Source organism: Nitrososphaera viennensis EN76, from assembly GCF_000698785.1.
Lineage (GTDB): Archaea > Thermoproteota > Nitrososphaeria > Nitrososphaerales > Nitrososphaeraceae > Nitrososphaera > Nitrososphaera viennensis.
The window spans coordinates 961,873-976,473 of record NZ_CP007536.1 but is presented as its reverse complement, the minus strand read 5'-3'; the positions used below and the strand labels follow the sequence as shown (position 1 = coordinate 976,473).

General features: G+C 51.2%; 19 protein-coding genes and 2 tRNA genes. 9 read left to right on the top strand and 12 right to left on the bottom strand.

The window, feature by feature from the left end:
• Positions 1-11 precede the first annotated feature (11 nt).
• Entirely contained in the window at positions 12-1,523 is a 1,512-nt protein-coding gene (locus NVIE_RS05590) for an NADH-quinone oxidoreductase subunit N (RefSeq protein WP_075054405.1), read from the top strand.
• Between the two features lie 147 nt (positions 1,524-1,670).
• Here the strand turns inward: NVIE_RS05590 and NVIE_RS05585 are convergent, their stop codons facing one another.
• A complete protein-coding gene (locus NVIE_RS05585) occupies positions 1,671-2,534 on the bottom strand; it encodes a polyprenyl synthetase family protein (protein ID WP_075054404.1) in 864 nt (287 codons plus the stop codon).
• 502 nt (positions 2,535-3,036) lie between these two features.
• Between NVIE_RS05585 and NVIE_RS05580 the strand changes: the two genes are divergently transcribed.
• The gene (locus NVIE_RS05580; protein WP_374213690.1) at positions 3,037-3,624 is read left to right on the top strand and encodes a methane monooxygenase/ammonia monooxygenase subunit C; all 588 of its coding nucleotides are present in this window, start codon (positions 3,037-3,039) and stop codon (positions 3,622-3,624) included.
• A 306-nt stretch (positions 3,625-3,930) separates the two neighbouring features.
• Here NVIE_RS05580 and NVIE_RS05575 read toward each other — a convergent pair whose 3' ends face one another.
• Positions 3,931-4,512, bottom strand: coding sequence for a hypothetical protein (locus NVIE_RS05575; RefSeq protein WP_075054402.1), 582 nt, complete (start codon positions 4,510-4,512; stop codon positions 3,931-3,933).
• A gap of 437 nt (positions 4,513-4,949) precedes the next feature.
• Positions 4,950-5,108 (bottom strand): hypothetical protein, encoded by a 159-nt coding sequence (locus NVIE_RS15315; RefSeq protein ID WP_158435112.1) that lies wholly within the window; start codon positions 5,106-5,108, stop codon positions 4,950-4,952.
• Positions 5,109-5,294: 186 nt separating this feature from the next.
• On the opposite strand from NVIE_RS15315, the gene NVIE_RS05570 reads away from it, so the two are divergent.
• Positions 5,295-5,603 carry a hypothetical protein gene (locus NVIE_RS05570; protein ID WP_075054401.1) on the top strand — a complete coding sequence of 103 codons (309 nt, stop codon included), beginning with the start codon at positions 5,295-5,297 and terminating at the stop codon, positions 5,601-5,603.
• 173 nt (positions 5,604-5,776) lie between these two features.
• Here NVIE_RS05570 and NVIE_RS05565 read toward each other — a convergent pair whose 3' ends face one another.
• Both NVIE_RS05565 and NVIE_RS15030 read right to left on the bottom strand, forming a co-directional pair.
• Positions 5,777-6,139 (bottom strand): winged helix-turn-helix domain-containing protein, encoded by a 363-nt coding sequence (locus tag NVIE_RS05565; RefSeq protein WP_309568975.1) that lies wholly within the window; start codon positions 6,137-6,139, stop codon positions 5,777-5,779.
• 622 nt (positions 6,140-6,761) lie between these two features.
• Positions 6,762-6,880, bottom strand: a tRNA-Glu gene (locus NVIE_RS15030).
• Between the two features lie 426 nt (positions 6,881-7,306).
• Between NVIE_RS15030 and NVIE_RS05560 the strand changes: the two genes are divergently transcribed.
• From NVIE_RS05560 to NVIE_RS05550, 3 genes are all read left to right on the top strand, one after another.
• A complete protein-coding gene (locus NVIE_RS05560; RefSeq protein ID WP_075054400.1) occupies positions 7,307-7,975 on the top strand; it encodes a TenA family transcriptional regulator in 669 nt (222 codons plus the stop codon).
• Positions 7,976-8,023: 48 nt separating this feature from the next.
• Positions 8,024-8,098: transfer RNA gene (locus tag NVIE_RS05555), tRNA-Ile, on the top strand.
• 231 nt (positions 8,099-8,329) lie between these two features.
• Complete coding sequence (locus NVIE_RS05550; protein ID WP_075054399.1) at positions 8,330-8,770, top strand: hypothetical protein; 441 nt, start codon at positions 8,330-8,332, stop codon at positions 8,768-8,770.
• Between the two features lie 342 nt (positions 8,771-9,112).
• Here NVIE_RS05550 and NVIE_RS05545 read toward each other — a convergent pair whose 3' ends face one another.
• The 3 genes from NVIE_RS05545 to NVIE_RS16060 form a co-directional block, all read right to left on the bottom strand.
• Positions 9,113-9,427: a hypothetical protein gene (locus tag NVIE_RS05545; RefSeq protein WP_144239526.1), complete on the bottom strand. Its 315-nt coding sequence runs from the start codon at positions 9,425-9,427 to the stop codon at positions 9,113-9,115.
• A gap of 406 nt (positions 9,428-9,833) precedes the next feature.
• Positions 9,834-10,046, bottom strand: coding sequence for a hypothetical protein (locus tag NVIE_RS14775; RefSeq protein ID WP_144239525.1), 213 nt, complete (start codon positions 10,044-10,046; stop codon positions 9,834-9,836).
• Between the two features lie 46 nt (positions 10,047-10,092).
• Positions 10,093-10,224 (bottom strand): hypothetical protein, encoded by a 132-nt coding sequence (locus NVIE_RS16060; protein WP_258914176.1) that lies wholly within the window; start codon positions 10,222-10,224, stop codon positions 10,093-10,095.
• Positions 10,225-10,324: 100 nt separating this feature from the next.
• On the opposite strand from NVIE_RS16060, the gene NVIE_RS15310 reads away from it, so the two are divergent.
• From NVIE_RS15310 to NVIE_RS05530, 3 genes are all read left to right on the top strand, one after another.
• Positions 10,325-10,483, top strand: coding sequence for a hypothetical protein (locus NVIE_RS15310; protein ID WP_158435110.1), 159 nt, complete (start codon positions 10,325-10,327; stop codon positions 10,481-10,483).
• A 31-nt stretch (positions 10,484-10,514) separates the two neighbouring features.
• Positions 10,515-10,913: a hypothetical protein gene (locus tag NVIE_RS05535; protein ID WP_075054396.1), complete on the top strand. Its 399-nt coding sequence runs from the start codon at positions 10,515-10,517 to the stop codon at positions 10,911-10,913.
• A 96-nt stretch (positions 10,914-11,009) separates the two neighbouring features.
• Positions 11,010-12,107, top strand: coding sequence for a discoidin domain-containing protein (locus NVIE_RS05530; RefSeq protein ID WP_075054395.1), 1,098 nt, complete (start codon positions 11,010-11,012; stop codon positions 12,105-12,107).
• On the opposite strand, the gene NVIE_RS05525 is transcribed toward NVIE_RS05530, so the two are convergent.
• From NVIE_RS05525 to NVIE_RS05510, 4 genes are all read right to left on the bottom strand, one after another.
• On the bottom strand, positions 12,104-12,619 hold the full coding sequence (locus NVIE_RS05525) for an RDD family protein (protein WP_075054394.1): 516 nt from the start codon (positions 12,617-12,619) through the stop codon (positions 12,104-12,106). The genes NVIE_RS05530 and NVIE_RS05525 overlap by 4 nt on opposite strands.
• Complete coding sequence (locus NVIE_RS05520; protein WP_158435109.1) at positions 12,616-13,206, bottom strand: universal stress protein; 591 nt, start codon at positions 13,204-13,206, stop codon at positions 12,616-12,618. The genes NVIE_RS05525 and NVIE_RS05520 overlap by 4 nt, the downstream gene beginning before the upstream one ends.
• A gap of 136 nt (positions 13,207-13,342) precedes the next feature.
• Entirely contained in the window at positions 13,343-13,780 is a 438-nt protein-coding gene (locus tag NVIE_RS05515; protein WP_075054392.1) for a CBS domain-containing protein, read from the bottom strand.
• A 42-nt stretch (positions 13,781-13,822) separates the two neighbouring features.
• Positions 13,823-14,542 carry an adenylate/guanylate cyclase domain-containing protein gene (locus NVIE_RS05510; RefSeq protein WP_075054391.1) on the bottom strand — a complete coding sequence of 240 codons (720 nt, stop codon included), beginning with the start codon at positions 14,540-14,542 and terminating at the stop codon, positions 13,823-13,825.
• Positions 14,543-14,601: the final 59 nt, after the last annotated feature.

The window sequence follows — 14,601 nt, the reverse complement described above, 5'->3', positions numbered from 1 at the left end:
ATGGAGAAAAAATGGTAGACCTGCTCTCAACGCCAATACTGGTGACGGTAATACTGGGCGTGGTAGGCCTGGCCATACCCGCCATCGACGCCGGAAGGCGCGAAAAGGGCGTCGACCGCAACAAGGTGTACAGCGCAATCGCGTTTGGCGCGCTAATCGTCGCCATGGGGATCGTGATATTCCGCGTGTTCTCCGGCGAGGTGCTCCCTGCAGTCGCGTTCGGGCAGGACGTGCTCACGGACGACCTGTTCGGCTCGTTCTTTGCAGTCGCGCTGCTGCTCGTGTCTCTCATGATGACAGCGTCGTCGTGGAACTACTGGAAGGGCAGGTCAAACCCGGCGGCGTACTACTCGCTGATCCTGCTTTCAAGCATCGGCATGGTGCTCATTGCCTACTCGACAGACCTCGTGATGCTCCTGGTCGCGTGGGAATTGATGTCGTTGCCGACGTACGCCCTTGCAGGCTTCCAGAAACGCGACCCGGTGTCAAACGAGGCTGCAATAAAGTATTTCATGTTCGGCGCGCTGTCGTCGGCGCTCATAGTCTTTGCAATAGGCCTAGTCTACGGCATGACTGGCACCACAAACATCGGCGACTCTGTAAAGGCGCTGACCAGCCTCGACCCGTCGATGATGCCTGTAGGCCTGCTCGCAATCGCGCTCTTTATCGCCGGCTTTGGATTCAAGATGGGCCTCGTCCCGTTCCACATGTGGCTCCCAGACGCCTACGAGGGCTCGCCTGCAACCATCGGCGGCCTGCTTGCGTCAGGCACCAAGAAGGCCGGCTTTGCAGCAGCCCTTCGCGTGGTGGTCCTTGGCATGTTTGCGCTCAACGCCGACTGGGCGCTCACCCTTGCGATACTTGCAGTCTTTACCATGACGATTGGAAACCTCGGCGCCATAATGCAGAGGAGCGTGCCGAGGATGCTTGCCTACTCGTCAATAGCCCAGGCAGGCTACATCATGATAGGCATCGCGCTGGCGCCATACTCCGACCAGGCGCTTGCCGGCTCGCTGTTCCACATCATCAACCACGCCGTCATGAAGTCGGCAGGTTTCATCGCCGTCGCGGCTGTGGCGATAACGCTTGCCAGCTATAGCCTTGAAAAGTACCGCGGCCTTGGAAGGCGCATGCCGATAACTGCCGCCACGTTTTCAATCGCGCTACTCGCCCTTGCAGGCGTGCCTCCGCTCAACGGGTTCTGGAGCAAGCTGATGCTCTTTGGCGCAGCTATAAACACCGGCCCAGTGGTAGACTGGGGCCCGTGGCTTGCAATCGCAGGCGTCCTCAACAGCGCGCTCTCGCTTGGCTACTATGCCTGGATAATGAGAAAGATGTACATGGAGGAGTCGCCGGACATGAAGCGGGTAAAGGAGCCCAGGGCCATGATAGCGGTGCTGGTGTTCGCCGTGGTGTTCATGGTGGGCTTTGGCATCTGGCACGCGCCCCTCATCGACTTTGCTTCAAAGGCGGTGCCTGACCTCAGCTTTATCTCTGGCATCCCGGCCGGCCCGCTGCATTGAGACGCCGCCACGGAAGCAGTTGTGCGTCCTGGTCGTTAATCACTACAACGACCACACCACTAGAACAACACATTGCAAGCAAGCAGTACTCTGAAAAATAATCTCGTCTTCTTGTAGAGCTATGTGTGGCCGTGAAAAACTGCTTGACTAGATCTGCACCGATGCTAGGTCCGTCATCAATTCCAGGTGCCTGATGACCTCGCTGTTTGCCGGCGCCACCTTTAGCAGTTCATCCTTGGCCTTTGCAGCGTACGACTGGTACAACTTTTCCATCCTGTCGATAAAGTCCTTGGACCTGTCGTTCTGCTTGACCAGCATGTTGAACAGCTTGTCCTCGTCGTTCCAGTCAATGAGGTCGTCGTGGATCTGGTAGGCGATTCCGAGCAGGTGGCCAAAGGTGGTCATGGCGTGGATCTGCTCCTCTGTGCCCTCGCCCAGTATCGCGCCTATCTTGGCCGACGTCTCAAACAGCGACGCCGTCTTGTAGTCGAGCACCTTGATGTAGTCGTCCTCGGTTATCGCCGGCGACTTGTTCAGCCTTATCTCCATCATCTCGCCTTCGCTCATGCGCGTCGCGGCGTTTGACAGCTCGTTGAGGACGCGGGGGTTCTTGAGTTTCGAGCCGATGGAAAGTATGACTCCAAGCACGAAATCCGCGGTGAGGATGCTGCTGTTGTAGCCGTATTTCACGTGGAACGACGGCTTGCCCCTGCGGGTGTGCTCCTCGTCGATTATGTCGTCATGTATTATGGATTCGGTGTGCAAAAGTTCGATTGCTGATGCGGCAAGGTACGCGTCGCCGTTTGCCTTCCTGCCCTTTATTGCCTCTGCAGACAAAACCAGGATGAGCGGCCTGATGCGCTTGCCGCCATCGCAGGCATAGCGCAACGGCGCGTGAAATTCTGACCATGAATAAGAGTCGAGCTCGCGCTTGAGCGCTTCTTCAATCCGACCGAGGTAGTCGCCACAAAGGTCTGTCAGCGGGTTGGCCTCTATGTTTCTCCTGCCCAAGAACTAGCTCTTTCCCAGAGGTGATCCGATTAGTTGACCATATTAATTTATCACCATATCAATACGGATATATCAATAACATTCAGAGTATGGGAAAAAGATGCTTGGAAAACCTTCTTCCATTCGGCTTGCTTGCCTGCTTGATCCGCCCTGTCTGTAGCATATGGCAGACGTCGTATGGGATATGCTGTCCTGCTCTGGCGCAAGATCGACGCAACTCCTCAAAACAAACGGAGCTGGCATGGAGGCATGACCCACATACACACACGCACACACGCACGTAACCGGCCTGATATTGCGTCGTGCGCTCACCAGTGTAAAAGCATGCCCGCGTATATGACAATCTTGATTGATAAGCATAATTGATTATGTACAATTCTTCAAAATTTTATAAAAAAATTGCAACACAATATAATTGTAGATATTGGAATTGTCTGTCTATCAAAGGTCTAGAGAAATTGACATAATTGTCATAAAGTTCACTTTATATCGGCGATTGACGATCCTTTTCACACGTGAAAGAACTATGGCACAAATGCCAGCACTGATACCAAAAGAAGTCGAAATCCAGAGACTGAAAAAGATCTACATCATGGTGATCATGCTCGGTTCCATCGCTGCCTCAGTAGAAGTCGACAACTTTGTCGACGGTTCGCTGCACCAGACGTCCATCCGCGACTCGGCCTTCACGCCGGCCCACTGGTGGCTGTACAGCCACTTTGTGGCTCTGCCTGTCGGCTGGGGTATGGTGGCAATCTATGACAGGAAGGTCCCGATACTCCGAGGCCCGAACAACTCGATGAACACAGGTCTAAAGCTGACAATCCTCGGCTACCTTGCGACCATGTTCACAATCGGCGTCAACGAGCTATGGCACTTCTGGTTCGTGGAAGAAATATTCGCCGTTCCGAACCACTGGATGTTCAACATGGGTGTCGTAGTGGCATTCATGGGAGCCCTTGCGTACGTGGTAAGGGTGTATGCACGTCTGGTGGAACTTGGTGCAGAGGCACCTGCAAAGAACCCCTACGTGGCGGAAATGTACAAGCTGGCGCTGGAAGGCAAGCTGTACAGCAGGTCAATCCCGTAAAAAAGGAAAAAGGGTTTCGGCTCGACAGCATCTGCGCTGCGGGAGGGAAGGTCGTGGGGAGGCCTTTCCTCATTTTTTATTATTAATTATTGATTGTCATTGACACAAAATTCTTTTTTTGGCGTTCTGGCGGCGGTCAGCATTTTGCGAGAATAACACAAGGTACCTACCCTGTTTCGAGTTTATCCCGTGACATCGTCGGGAATAAAAAAAAGAAGGGGGGAGTGGTAACTTGCTCAAGTTACCCCTTTTGCTTTCAAATTATACGCATTGCCATGTTGTTAGCGATAGTAGTTTTGGAGTCTGTCAGTATCCGTCGTGGTCGTCATCATCATTGTCGTCGTCATCATCATAGTCATCATCATTATCATCCTTGTCGTCATCATCTTTGTAGAATTTGTCGTTGTTGTTGTAGTGGTCGTCCTTGTCGTCATCATCCTCGTCTTCGTCGCACCACTCGTCTCCGTCATGTCTTACCGTGCTGCTTGACTTTTCATATTCGTACTTGTATGTGTGGTCACTCTTGTACTTCTCATAGTCGCTGGAATCCTTCGAGCCGCCGCCACTTCCATAGTCGTATGATGACTTGTTCTTGTCCTTATCGTCCTTGTCATAATCCTTCTTGTCATCGTCAGAGTACTCATAGTCGTACGACTTGCCGTAGCCGCCGCCTTTTTCATGCTCGGAAGAGTCTTGCGATTTCTTGAGCTTGTACTCGTAGTCAGTACTTGTCTCGTGCTCGTACCATTTCCCGCAACTCTTGTAATAGTAGTCGCTGCCGCTGCCAAAAGCCTGGTTGGCTGCGGATGCCATTGCCATCGACGCGAGTGCGACGCCAAGAACCGACAGGAAGAACAACGTCGTTTTGTTCCTGATCTGGGTTGACATCAATGTAATCTCTCGAATCACATGTTCTTAAATATCTGAGCAAGTGGCGCACATAATTCGATTATTTTGAAATCCTAACGTAGCACCGTCGCGTACTTGGGTGATTCACGCCATTATTTGATAATTTTCTGTGAAGGAGTTTTGAACATTCCATCTATGGGCAATGCTGGACCCCAAGAAGTGAAAGATTGACTAGAAGTGTCAATATGTGCGTGTACATGCTATTGCATCCAAGATAGTTTTTTTTGCGCATCGCGGGCTTGCCATCTTGCCATCATCATCTTCTGTAAGAGAGGAGGAAGCAGTTGTCTTGTCTTGAATAAATTTTGTTTTGAACCTAAAGATGGCGGGATGAACAAGGAGATTGGTACTGCAGTGAACAGCTATCTGGAATCCTGGCTAGCATCGCCTGGCAGGAGGTCGACAGGGGAGCACACTTAGGTTTCGGCGGGATTCTTCATCAGTTCTTGTAGCTTGCCCGTGAACTCTAAAAGATCTTCCAGCGAAGGATTCATTTTTTTAATGATGGACACGTTTACTCCAAAAGATTCAAGGCGCTCGTAGAGGCTCTCTTGTGTCAAAGCTTCCCTTTCCATAATATTTTCACGCTGCAAGTTACATTTTGCATATTAATCCTTTGAGAAGTATCAGTCTGTGGAAAAATTAGTAGAATAACATTAGTGACGCAAAATCTATTACAAATAATGGGAGCGATCATCAGCGGCTAAAATACCAAAATTGTTAAATTATTCGGCATTATTTACCATATTCGGGGTATTGTGATGTCTCGGATAAATATTCCTAAATTAGCTGATGCAATGCTGCAAAATATCAAAGACGTGTTAGGTCCAGAAGTATATGACGTGATAATGACAAGGATTGCAGAGGATTATCTGGATCCCGAAATGGATATTCGTACGGCGGTGATGCAAAGGCCCGACATCTTTGAAGGCGCACTCGTTGAGCTTCTGGGACAAATGGGTGAAATCCTTCTTGTAAAGATGTGCCAAGACATCGGGCTCGACGACAGTCTGCACTATTCCAGGCCCGGAGACCTTGCCAAGTGCATGGCAATGATGGCCAAAGCCTAGAATACCAAAAGTACCTGCTCGTCGAGCTCAAGGGCTTTTTGGGCCTGATGAACACAGCCGCATGACAGTTTCTTTCGTTCTATAACATTTATCCAGCGTCGAATATGCCTCTATACGATTGTATTGAATGCGGTCAGTTTTTGCTACTATAGATCATTCGATGCTTGCTTAAATCACGCTTCTGCCATGGCCGCATTCTTGTTGTTTTCTTTTGGAAGAAGCGCTCGTCCTACTTCCCCGTAGTTGTCCAGGAACCTTTTCCCTTTTCTCGTTGTATGGTACATCTTTTGCTCCGGAACATACTCTAGCAGCCCATTACTAAGCAAAAGCTCCAGGTATTCATTCAGCTGCGGAAATGACATGTAAGCCTTGTACATTATTGCCGTTTTTAGCGCCCCGTCTTTTGCAACATCAAGAATTGCCGAAGCGATGTCCATTCTACTTCTATATCTCATAAAATAACTATATAGTAATAATTTAAAAGAGTGATCCAGAAATGGATGAAAAGATGTAACGTCTCTTTTCTTTTTTTCCATATTAATAGCGGCCTTCCTTAAACACTGCTGTGATACTTGCCGCGTCTCAAGGATGCTCTGTTGGAAGCCGCAATCGCCGGTGCTGTACCGCCCCAGTGTATTTGATTAAAAGATTTTCCCCTGAAGAGTGGGAGAGGTCGGCAAAAAGCAGTCAGCGCTTTTTGTAGAGAGCAACCATGTGTGCAGAATCAGACGACTCTGCTTTCATTCATCAGAGACGAGGACAAAAGCGCCAAACCTGGAACTACCTGGACCCGATACTTTTTCATGAGAAGTGTCAACCTGTGTACAAAATCTGCGAGGTCGTCATCTGAAGGATTGGAGTGCCTGATTGCAGATACGTTGACGCCCAAGGACCAAAGACGTGCATAAAGACGGTCGCTCGCCTTATTGACTTGCATGGCAGTTTTCCATAAGTTGCAGATTTATTTTAATTCTGTGGAGATTGTTTCTCTAATCGCGTCCATCAAAATCAGGTCTGGAACAATAATAACAACAATATGATGTTTGGCAAAAAATGCTGTCTTTCTCTGGCATTCTGACCTTTTTTTTACCTATGATGCAAGGCGTCAGCATCATTATTGCTACTGGTTGGCAAATTGTATGGGGGAGAATAGTTTAGTGCTCCGGCCGGGATTTGAACCCGGGATCTGCGACTCGAAAGGCCACAATGCTTGACCGGACTGTGCAGCCCCTTGCCGGACATGACGGCCGGCAGAATAGCCACTACACCACCGGAGCACTTGAGCACAATCGGTGGGAGATTCACATAAAATCCTTGCTGTCAGGTTCTGTCAAGTCTTAGGTTGATGAACAACCCTGTCAACTTTCGGTTGACAACGTTGTAAAAGACTCAACCTGCCTGCATCGACTTTCAGGATTACCGGCGTCACGCTCCCGGGTTCCTGTACCATTGCTTCATTTGCAGGCCGATTCTGATGCAATCATTAACCATTTGCCCGAATGTTTCCATCACGGGTAGTAGAGGTTCAGTCGAGCATGTCTGCTTCACGCTCTTTACTGCCAACAACGATAATCCATTATCCAAGCAGATATTCAAGATTAAGATTTGATCAGCCAAAAGTTGACAGGGTTGTTCATCAACCTAAGACTTGACAACGTCTGCTGTCATAAGGTTTTTCTATGGCTGTTGAAGTGAGTTATAATATGGAAAATTACGACCTTGTAGAGAGGATCGACTCGGAGATAGAGAAGCGCAGCCTTTTGAAGCACCCGTTCTACCAGATGTGGTCAGAGGGCAGGCTGACAGTCGACCACCTGCAGGGCTACTCCAAGGAATATTTCCAGCTGGTAAAGGCAGTCCCTGCGTTCGTGCAGAACATCGCCTCTGCCAACACCGACCCTGCAAAGGTTCCCAGCATTGAGGAGAACCTGAAGGAAGAGTCGGAGCACATCGAGCCGTGGGCAAGGTTTGCCGGCGCGATGGGCGTTTCACAATCCGAGCTCGCCAGCTATTCTGGCGCGGCAAAGACAAACGACGCGGTGGCAAGGATGATGTCGCTCACTTCGCTGTCATTTGAGGAGGCAGTCGCCGCAATGTACGCGTTTGAGGCAGAGCTTCCAAAAATAAGCAGGAGCAAGATTGATGGCCTGATGAAATTCTACAACATGACCGGCAGGGACGCGCTCAACTATTTCGAGATCCACGAGGAGGCCGACGTGAGGCATGCGCAGGTGTGGCGCGACATCTTGTCTGCAATGCCGGCTGAAAAACGCGAAAAGGCGCTTGCGGCCGCCGTCGAGTCGCTAAAGGCGCAGAACCTGCTGCTGGACTCGGTGCAGGAAAAGTACGTTGGCAACAGCATGTATTGTTAAAGGCACCAAACCTTTATACATACTCGTCCGATTTTTGATTCTGCACGCGGGCCCATAGCTCAGCCTGGTTAGAGCGACCGGCTCATAACCGGTCGGCCAAGGGTTCGAATCCCTTTGGGCCCACTAATTTGTTTAGGCAGCAACGACCTGCGTTTTCACGCACGAAATAAGCGAATTGGAAGCAAAACACGCGCTTTAGCCGTGCAACAAAAGGCTTTATGGTTCCATTTCAGGGCGCTTGGTTCCATGCTGTTATTCCTAACAACCTTAGACATGAGTTACAATGTTACAAGAAAGACTAATGGAACTAACGATCGCCATGCTTTTTAGGCAATCTTCTTCTAGGTTAACCGCTTGACTGGAGAAAAGGAAAGCCGCTTTCTATCAGGGCGATATGACTATAAGATAACGGTCAACGCGAACGAAGAAGATAAGCAGGAAATTATTGCACGGATGAAAGAAATCGGAATTCCACATCGGCATGTAGTCGTAGAATCAGTCACGTCAGCTGAACCTACTGCATTCATCTTTCAACTTGCCAACCTTGCCGTTCCTGCGCTCACACTACTTTACACCATATACAAAGATCGAAAAAAGAAGGATAATGACATAAACATCACATTTTGGTTTCCGAACTTTACTACAATAAACTTGGATAGACCTGAAGATTTCGAAGCGGTTTTGCAAAAACTGAAGCAGATAGGCCCACAATGGGATGAAGAAGAAAGAAAAAAGGTCATGGAACACTTCAAACAGTTGTATAAACAAACCTTCAAGGAAGATATTGATAGCTAACTGACACCTACATCACAAGAAACTTGCGCGAATATGAATCTGGAATATCGCAGCAGCGCCCGCCGCACCCTGTCCTTCGCGAACGACCGTAGCGCGTTATGCAAGTAACGAGATGTTTCTTATGTCGGCCAACCTGATGCCGTAGGCGTCGGGGAAGCGGGGACGCTTCAGGGTTCTAATCCCTTTGCATATCGTCCTTAGATCTAGTATTTTCGTTGCGGTCTTTAAAAAATCTACCAAGCTGCTTTTGGAAAAAAGAAAAAAGAAAAAGGAAGGATATGATAGCTTTGCAGCAGAGTTGTCATTCCTGCATTCTGTGCGTAATGCTGTGTTGTTGTCTCCTTAATCGTAGGGACCTTTGGTGGAGCCGCTTTCTGGCTTGAAGTCGTCACACTTGTAGAATTCGCCCTTGTAGAAGTAGTACCAAGACCCTTCATGCTTGGTCTCGCACTTGTATTCCTTGCCGGCGTCGTCCTTGTACGATTTGGTGTTTTCATCCCATGTGTGCTGGGGCCAGTGCTTGTCGTTCCACTTGGGTTCCTCGTCAGCGCTGCCGTTCTGCGCAAAGGCAGCGATAGGCAAGGCGTAGGATGCAAGTGCCGCCCCGGCTGCCAGCAGGGATAGCAATGCCATTTTGTTACCTATTAGGCTTGACATCACCGTAATGACTGGGAACACTGATTTTAAAGCCTTGAGCAAAAATGATAGATAATGTAATTATTTTGAAATTACAACGTAAGATCGTACTATTGTTTGACAGTTAGATGAAAAAATAACACAGATTTTTCCTATTATAACTGTTTCGATAATCTCGTACAACTGCTCTGGTGCAATTGGAGGCTTCTCTGCAATCCGCAGCTAGACGTTCTGCTATTGAAAGTCATACATCGCGGGCCAGGAAATCAGACAGGAATCGTTGCAAAAAAAGCTGCTTCGCGCGGCTCTGGCATGATGATGCTGTACACTTGCGTCCCTCGGCCAGCCGGGGCAATGATGGCTTGTTTCAATTCGTGATTCATATCGCAATTGTGGAAGCAAGTCTGCATCTCCTCTTCTTCTTTCCTTACCCTCGGCTGCTGAATGGATTTGCGTTCCGGGCAGGCCTGAACCCCGGGCACTGGCAAATGGAGCCGTCGTTTGACGACTGGTAGCTGCACCCTTGGTGTACGTTTCTGGCATCCTTGCTTCCCATGCCCCTGACGTCGTCGCTAAAATGAAGGGAAAACGGGTGGCCGCAATACTGGCACGGCTCTGGTGGATTATTCTTGCTTGACAATGCTCCATATTGCTGCTTGCAAAAACATAACTATTCCGCAGACTGTCTAGCCTTGCGTCCGCCTGGACTTTTTCCAGTCTTCAAAGACCCATTTTGTGACCACGGCAAGACCGGCTAGCGGAAACGCTGCAATGAACGCGTACTGGAATATGACTACAAATGGTGAAGCCTCGAACATATTATGGCCTGCAATTCTGCAATCCGCAATAAAGATGTTGCACACACGCAATTCTCTAAGGCATATATTGGCTTGCCGCCCGCCATGATTTGAAATTTAGATGGGCGACAAGCAGGCGTTTGCGCTTTCAATGGACGAGTGGCAGGTGGTGCTCGACGCGCTGAGCAACACGATTTTCAACGAAGAGCTCACCGAAGACGCCCGGAAAAAGGCCAAGGACCTGTTTGTCAGGCTGCAGAAGGACCTGCCAAGAAAGTAATAAGTACCTCTGCATTTTGACATATACTCCGTTGGACAGCTCCAATCTTGAAAAGGTTGTTTTGGACCTGCAAAAGAGGGTGGCAAGCCTAGAGCAGGCAGTGTACGGCAACAGCAGCGACAGCTCAAAGACGGTCACGCGCGGCCTAGAGCAGCGCATCGTGGAAAAAGTCGATGACATTGGCACGCAGGACCTTATCCTTGTCGCGTTGATGCAAAAGCCAAAGCAGAGCAAGGCCCAGATCCGCCAGGTGCTCAACGACTGGGGCAAGGCCTACGGCAGCTGGTTTGACGGCGGCAACTTTTCCGGCAGGCTGGTCAAGGCCGGCCTGGTGAAAAAGGACGGCTCAAGCGACGCCGGCGAGGAGCTGTTCTCGCTCACGAAAAAGGGCGAGATGGAAGCAGGTAACCTGGTTTCAAAACTTCAGTAGTAAATCTTGTACTACGCTGTTAGGTAAGGACTTTCCTGAAGAAAAATAAGGATTGCCCTTTATTCGCCTCTGAATTTGCGTCGTCTTGCCTTCGTAATGATGATGATGGTGACAGCATCAGCAATTGTTGCCACGTCATTGTTCTTTGCGGCTCCAATGCAGGCCGACGCGGCGTCATGCGGCAGCCTGAAAACCGCCAACGTCTCGGCATCTGGCAGCCAGCCGTCAAGCCCGCCTGGCAATGCCGTCGACGGCAAGCTGTATACGGGATGGGCCAACGACGGGGCGGGCTCGTGGATCAGGCTGGATCTCGGGTCGCCAAAAACACTCTGCAGCGTCGACATTGCATGGTACAGGGGCGACGCGCGGACCTCGCACTTTGTGATAAGGACGTCCCTTGACGGCGAAATGTACCTTGACACGTACAGGGGCAACAGCAGCGGGTCGACAGGAGAGCTGGAGCACTATGCGTTTGAGCAGCACGTCAGCGCGCGCTATGTCAAGATAAGCGTGTACGGCAACACCGAAAACGAGTGGGCCGCAATAGACGAGATCCGGGTGCAGGGCTACCTTGCAGGCAACATCGTCTACACCGTCCAGCCCGGCGACACGCTGTACAGGATAGGCCAGGCGTACGGGGTGCCCTGGACGGACATTGCGGCAAGAAACAACATCCCTTCGCCGTACCTCATCTACCCCGCGCAAAAGCTGGACGTCAATCCACTTCTTGCGGGCAAGGCGTGCACTGACGGCTGGCGCGTAACCGGCTACTTTACTCCCCTGGAGGAGGACTATGCCGGGACGGGCACAGTCGATGTCTTGACTGACGAGGGCACAAGGACGTTCTACAAGGGATTTGTAGACCAGGTGATGGTACAGGGCTCGGGCAAGACCGTCGCCGGCGACTACCTTGGGCACTGGGGCGGCGCCTTCCACGTCTCAAGCCAGCCCGGGACCTCAAGCGGCCTTTTGGCGCAGGTCGGCCGCGTGGCGACTGACACGGACCTTGTCCCATATTTTACAAAGATGGCAATCCCGTTGCTTCCCGAGCCGTGGAATGAAATGGTGTTCACCGCGGCGGATACCGGCCCGGGAGTAATAGGCAAGCACGTCGACATTTACACCGGCCTTGGGCTTGACGCAAGGGAAGAGGCGTTCCGGATAACGGGCACTGACCAGATGGTCTGCTACTAATCCTTTCTGTAGCTTGCGCCCGGCTGTTGCGTAGTGCTGACAGTAGTTTCCTTGATCACGATCGTGTCGCTTGCCCTGTTGAACAGGCGCTGCCTCTTGTCGTTTGTGAATATCCAGCCAAGGACGACGTCTATTGGAAGCAGGAACGCCTTGCCAAAGCTCTGAATCGCGGCGCCCTTCGTGTCAACCGGCCTGCCTGCAAGGTCGACGGTCCTTATCTTTAGCACCATCTTGCCTATCGACTGGCCCTTGGTAGATTCAAAGAACGTCCAGTATGCAAAGAACACGGCGCTCGTGATGGCGTATCTTACCGGGCCGTCTCCCCAGAAGAACCTGTCTGCGCGGCTAAAATCGCCAAACCAGAACGGAAATGCTGCAGCTGCAAATATTGCGCCAAGTGCCACCTGCACTATGATAAAGTCTATCAGCCACGCGAAAAAGCGGTCGCTCCACCTTGCAAGGACCAGCTCTGGCTGGGAGCCGCTTGACGGTGCCGGAGTCTCGGAGCTCATTGCTGAGCTGTATATTCACAGACCGCCTTTATAACATCTATGAGGGATGCGCGCTTGCCGGATGCGGCAGATAAAGAGGCCCTTTGCATAGAGAAGAAGTCTCTGGCACAAGGATTGATTGCCCCCATTATCATCAGCGTACTATCATGACGGGGCAGTGCACCATCTCTGACACCTTCCTTGCGACGCTGCCAAGCATCATGATGTTGCTTTTCATCTGCCTGCTTCCCATCACTATGAGGTCTGATTCTGTGCTGCGCGCGATGCTGTATCTCGTCAGCAGGAGATCCGACTCCTAGAACAAAGTCGGTGCTTATGCCATCCGCTTTTACCTTTGCCATCTTTTCCTTGAGCATTTGCTCTGCGCTGGACTTTAGGATTTTGACAAGCTCTGTTCTGGCCCCTTCCAGCGACGTCCTGTCGCTTATGAAGCCAAGGGTTGCGCTTGGTGGCACGAACCTGCTGTCGACAATGTGCGCGATGATGATCCTTGCCTTGAACGCCCTGGCAAACTCGGTCGCCTTTTCAAGTGCCCTGTCGGACATCTCCGTTCCGTCGTGGGGCACCAGGATTCTCGAAACAACCATGTGAGATAACAGTTTCACCTTGCAGTATTTACATGACATGGCCATGCTGCTGCAAAAAATGTATTGCGCGTCCCGCTTTCAAATACCGTTACCAAAAGCTGGTGCATATATGTGGCAAAAAATCTGGCAGTCTTTTCTACAGCTCGAGCGCCGGCCTGAGCGAGCTGTACCTGCTCTGGTCGTCGGCCAGTATCTTGGCCAGCCTTTTTGCAATGTCAGTGGCAGAAAGCATGCCTGCAAGCGACCCGTCGTCTTCCAGCACCGGCAGCCTCTTTATCCTGTTCCTGGCCATCAGGCCAGCCGCGGTGTCGACAGAGTCGTAGGCCTTGACCGTCACAAGCGGCGACGACATGATGTCCTCGGCCCTGACCTGATCCGGCTTGATGTTTTTTGCCGCGACTTTTTTGAGCAGGTCGCGCTCGGTGATTATGCCTGCCGGCCTGCCACTCTTGATGGCGATGATCGCGCCTGCCCTGCCCCTGACCATCGCAGAGGCGACATCAAGCGCGGAAGTGCCGGGTTCAAGGTCGACGGCGACGGCGCCTTTTGACATTATCTCGCTTACTGCGCTCATATGACAGCATATTGTTGCATGGCATGCCTAATAGGCGTAAAGCTAGGAGGGAGAAGAAGGAGGGTGATAATAATAGAGCCTGTAGCGCCAGCCCGTCTTTTCGTCGGTGTATGACCAGTCAGGGTCGTGGATTTCCTGAATTCCTTTTTTCACGGCCTCGCCGAGATTGTCATGCGCCCTCATGCCCATCATTACGATGCTTCCAGACGGGGCAAACGCAAGCATCTTTGCCGCCATGCTGATGTTCGAGCCGATGATGTCGATGTGCGAGTTTTCAAGGCTCTTTCCGTACAGCACCACCAGGACCTCGCCATAGTCCATAGACACCTTTACCCCCAGCTCTGGAAGGCCGTGGGATTTCAGCGCAGGGTTGATTCCTCCGCTGATGGCCTCAAGCATGGTCCACCCGCATTCAAGCGCGTTCTTGCACGCCTGCTCCACGTTGTGCTCGGCAGGAAAAAGCGCAATGACTGCGTCGCCCACGTATTTCAGCACGTATCCTCCATAGTTTGACACGAGGAGGCTCATCTCCTGCGAAAAAAGCTGGAGTATGAGCGCAAGCTGCGTGGAAGGCACGCTCTGCGTCAGCTTGGTCGAGCCGTCAATGTCCACGTAAAGGACGACGACGCTTGTCTTCTGGTTTGCGTGCCGGCGCAGGTAGCGCTTGCACAGCGTAGTCGACAGGTCTATCTGGACGCCTTTTTCTATGGTGCGCTCGGCCCTTGCCTGTATCTGCTTGAGGTCAACGGTGGGTGAGAGCAAGGCGCTTGATCCTATCGTTCCCTTTCGCGGGTAAAAGGATTTGCCCTAACGACCGTGTA

Bases quoted from the DNA above. Each gene is read 5' to 3' on its own strand.
- NVIE_RS05590 (WP_075054405.1), top strand. From the start codon at position 12: ATGGTAGACCTGCTCTCAACGCCAATACTGGTGACGGTAATACTGGGC.
- NVIE_RS05575 (WP_075054402.1), bottom strand. From the start codon at position 4,512: ATGTCAACCCAGATCAGGAACAAAACGACGTTGTTCTTCCTGTCGGTT.
- NVIE_RS15315 (WP_158435112.1), bottom strand. From the start codon at position 5,108: ATGGAAAGGGAAGCTTTGACACAAGAGAGCCTCTACGAGCGCCTTGAA.
- NVIE_RS05570 (WP_075054401.1), top strand. From the start codon at position 5,295: ATGTCTCGGATAAATATTCCTAAATTAGCTGATGCAATGCTGCAAAAT.
- NVIE_RS05565 (WP_309568975.1), bottom strand. From the start codon at position 6,139: ATGGAAAAAAAGAAAAGAGACGTTACATCTTTTCATCCATTTCTGGAT.
- NVIE_RS05560 (WP_075054400.1), top strand. From the start codon at position 7,307: ATGGAAAATTACGACCTTGTAGAGAGGATCGACTCGGAGATAGAGAAG.
- NVIE_RS05545 (WP_144239526.1), bottom strand. From the start codon at position 9,427: ATGTCAAGCCTAATAGGTAACAAAATGGCATTGCTATCCCTGCTGGCA.
- NVIE_RS16060 (WP_258914176.1), bottom strand. From the start codon at position 10,224: ATGTTCGAGGCTTCACCATTTGTAGTCATATTCCAGTACGCGTTCATT.
- NVIE_RS15310 (WP_158435110.1), top strand. From the start codon at position 10,325: ATGGGCGACAAGCAGGCGTTTGCGCTTTCAATGGACGAGTGGCAGGTG.
- NVIE_RS05530 (WP_075054395.1), top strand. From the start codon at position 11,010: ATGATGATGATGGTGACAGCATCAGCAATTGTTGCCACGTCATTGTTC.
- NVIE_RS05525 (WP_075054394.1), bottom strand. From the start codon at position 12,619: ATGAGCTCCGAGACTCCGGCACCGTCAAGCGGCTCCCAGCCAGAGCTG.
- NVIE_RS05520 (WP_158435109.1), bottom strand. From the start codon at position 13,206: ATGGTTGTTTCGAGAATCCTGGTGCCCCACGACGGAACGGAGATGTCC.
- NVIE_RS05515 (WP_075054392.1), bottom strand. From the start codon at position 13,780: ATGAGCGCAGTAAGCGAGATAATGTCAAAAGGCGCCGTCGCCGTCGAC.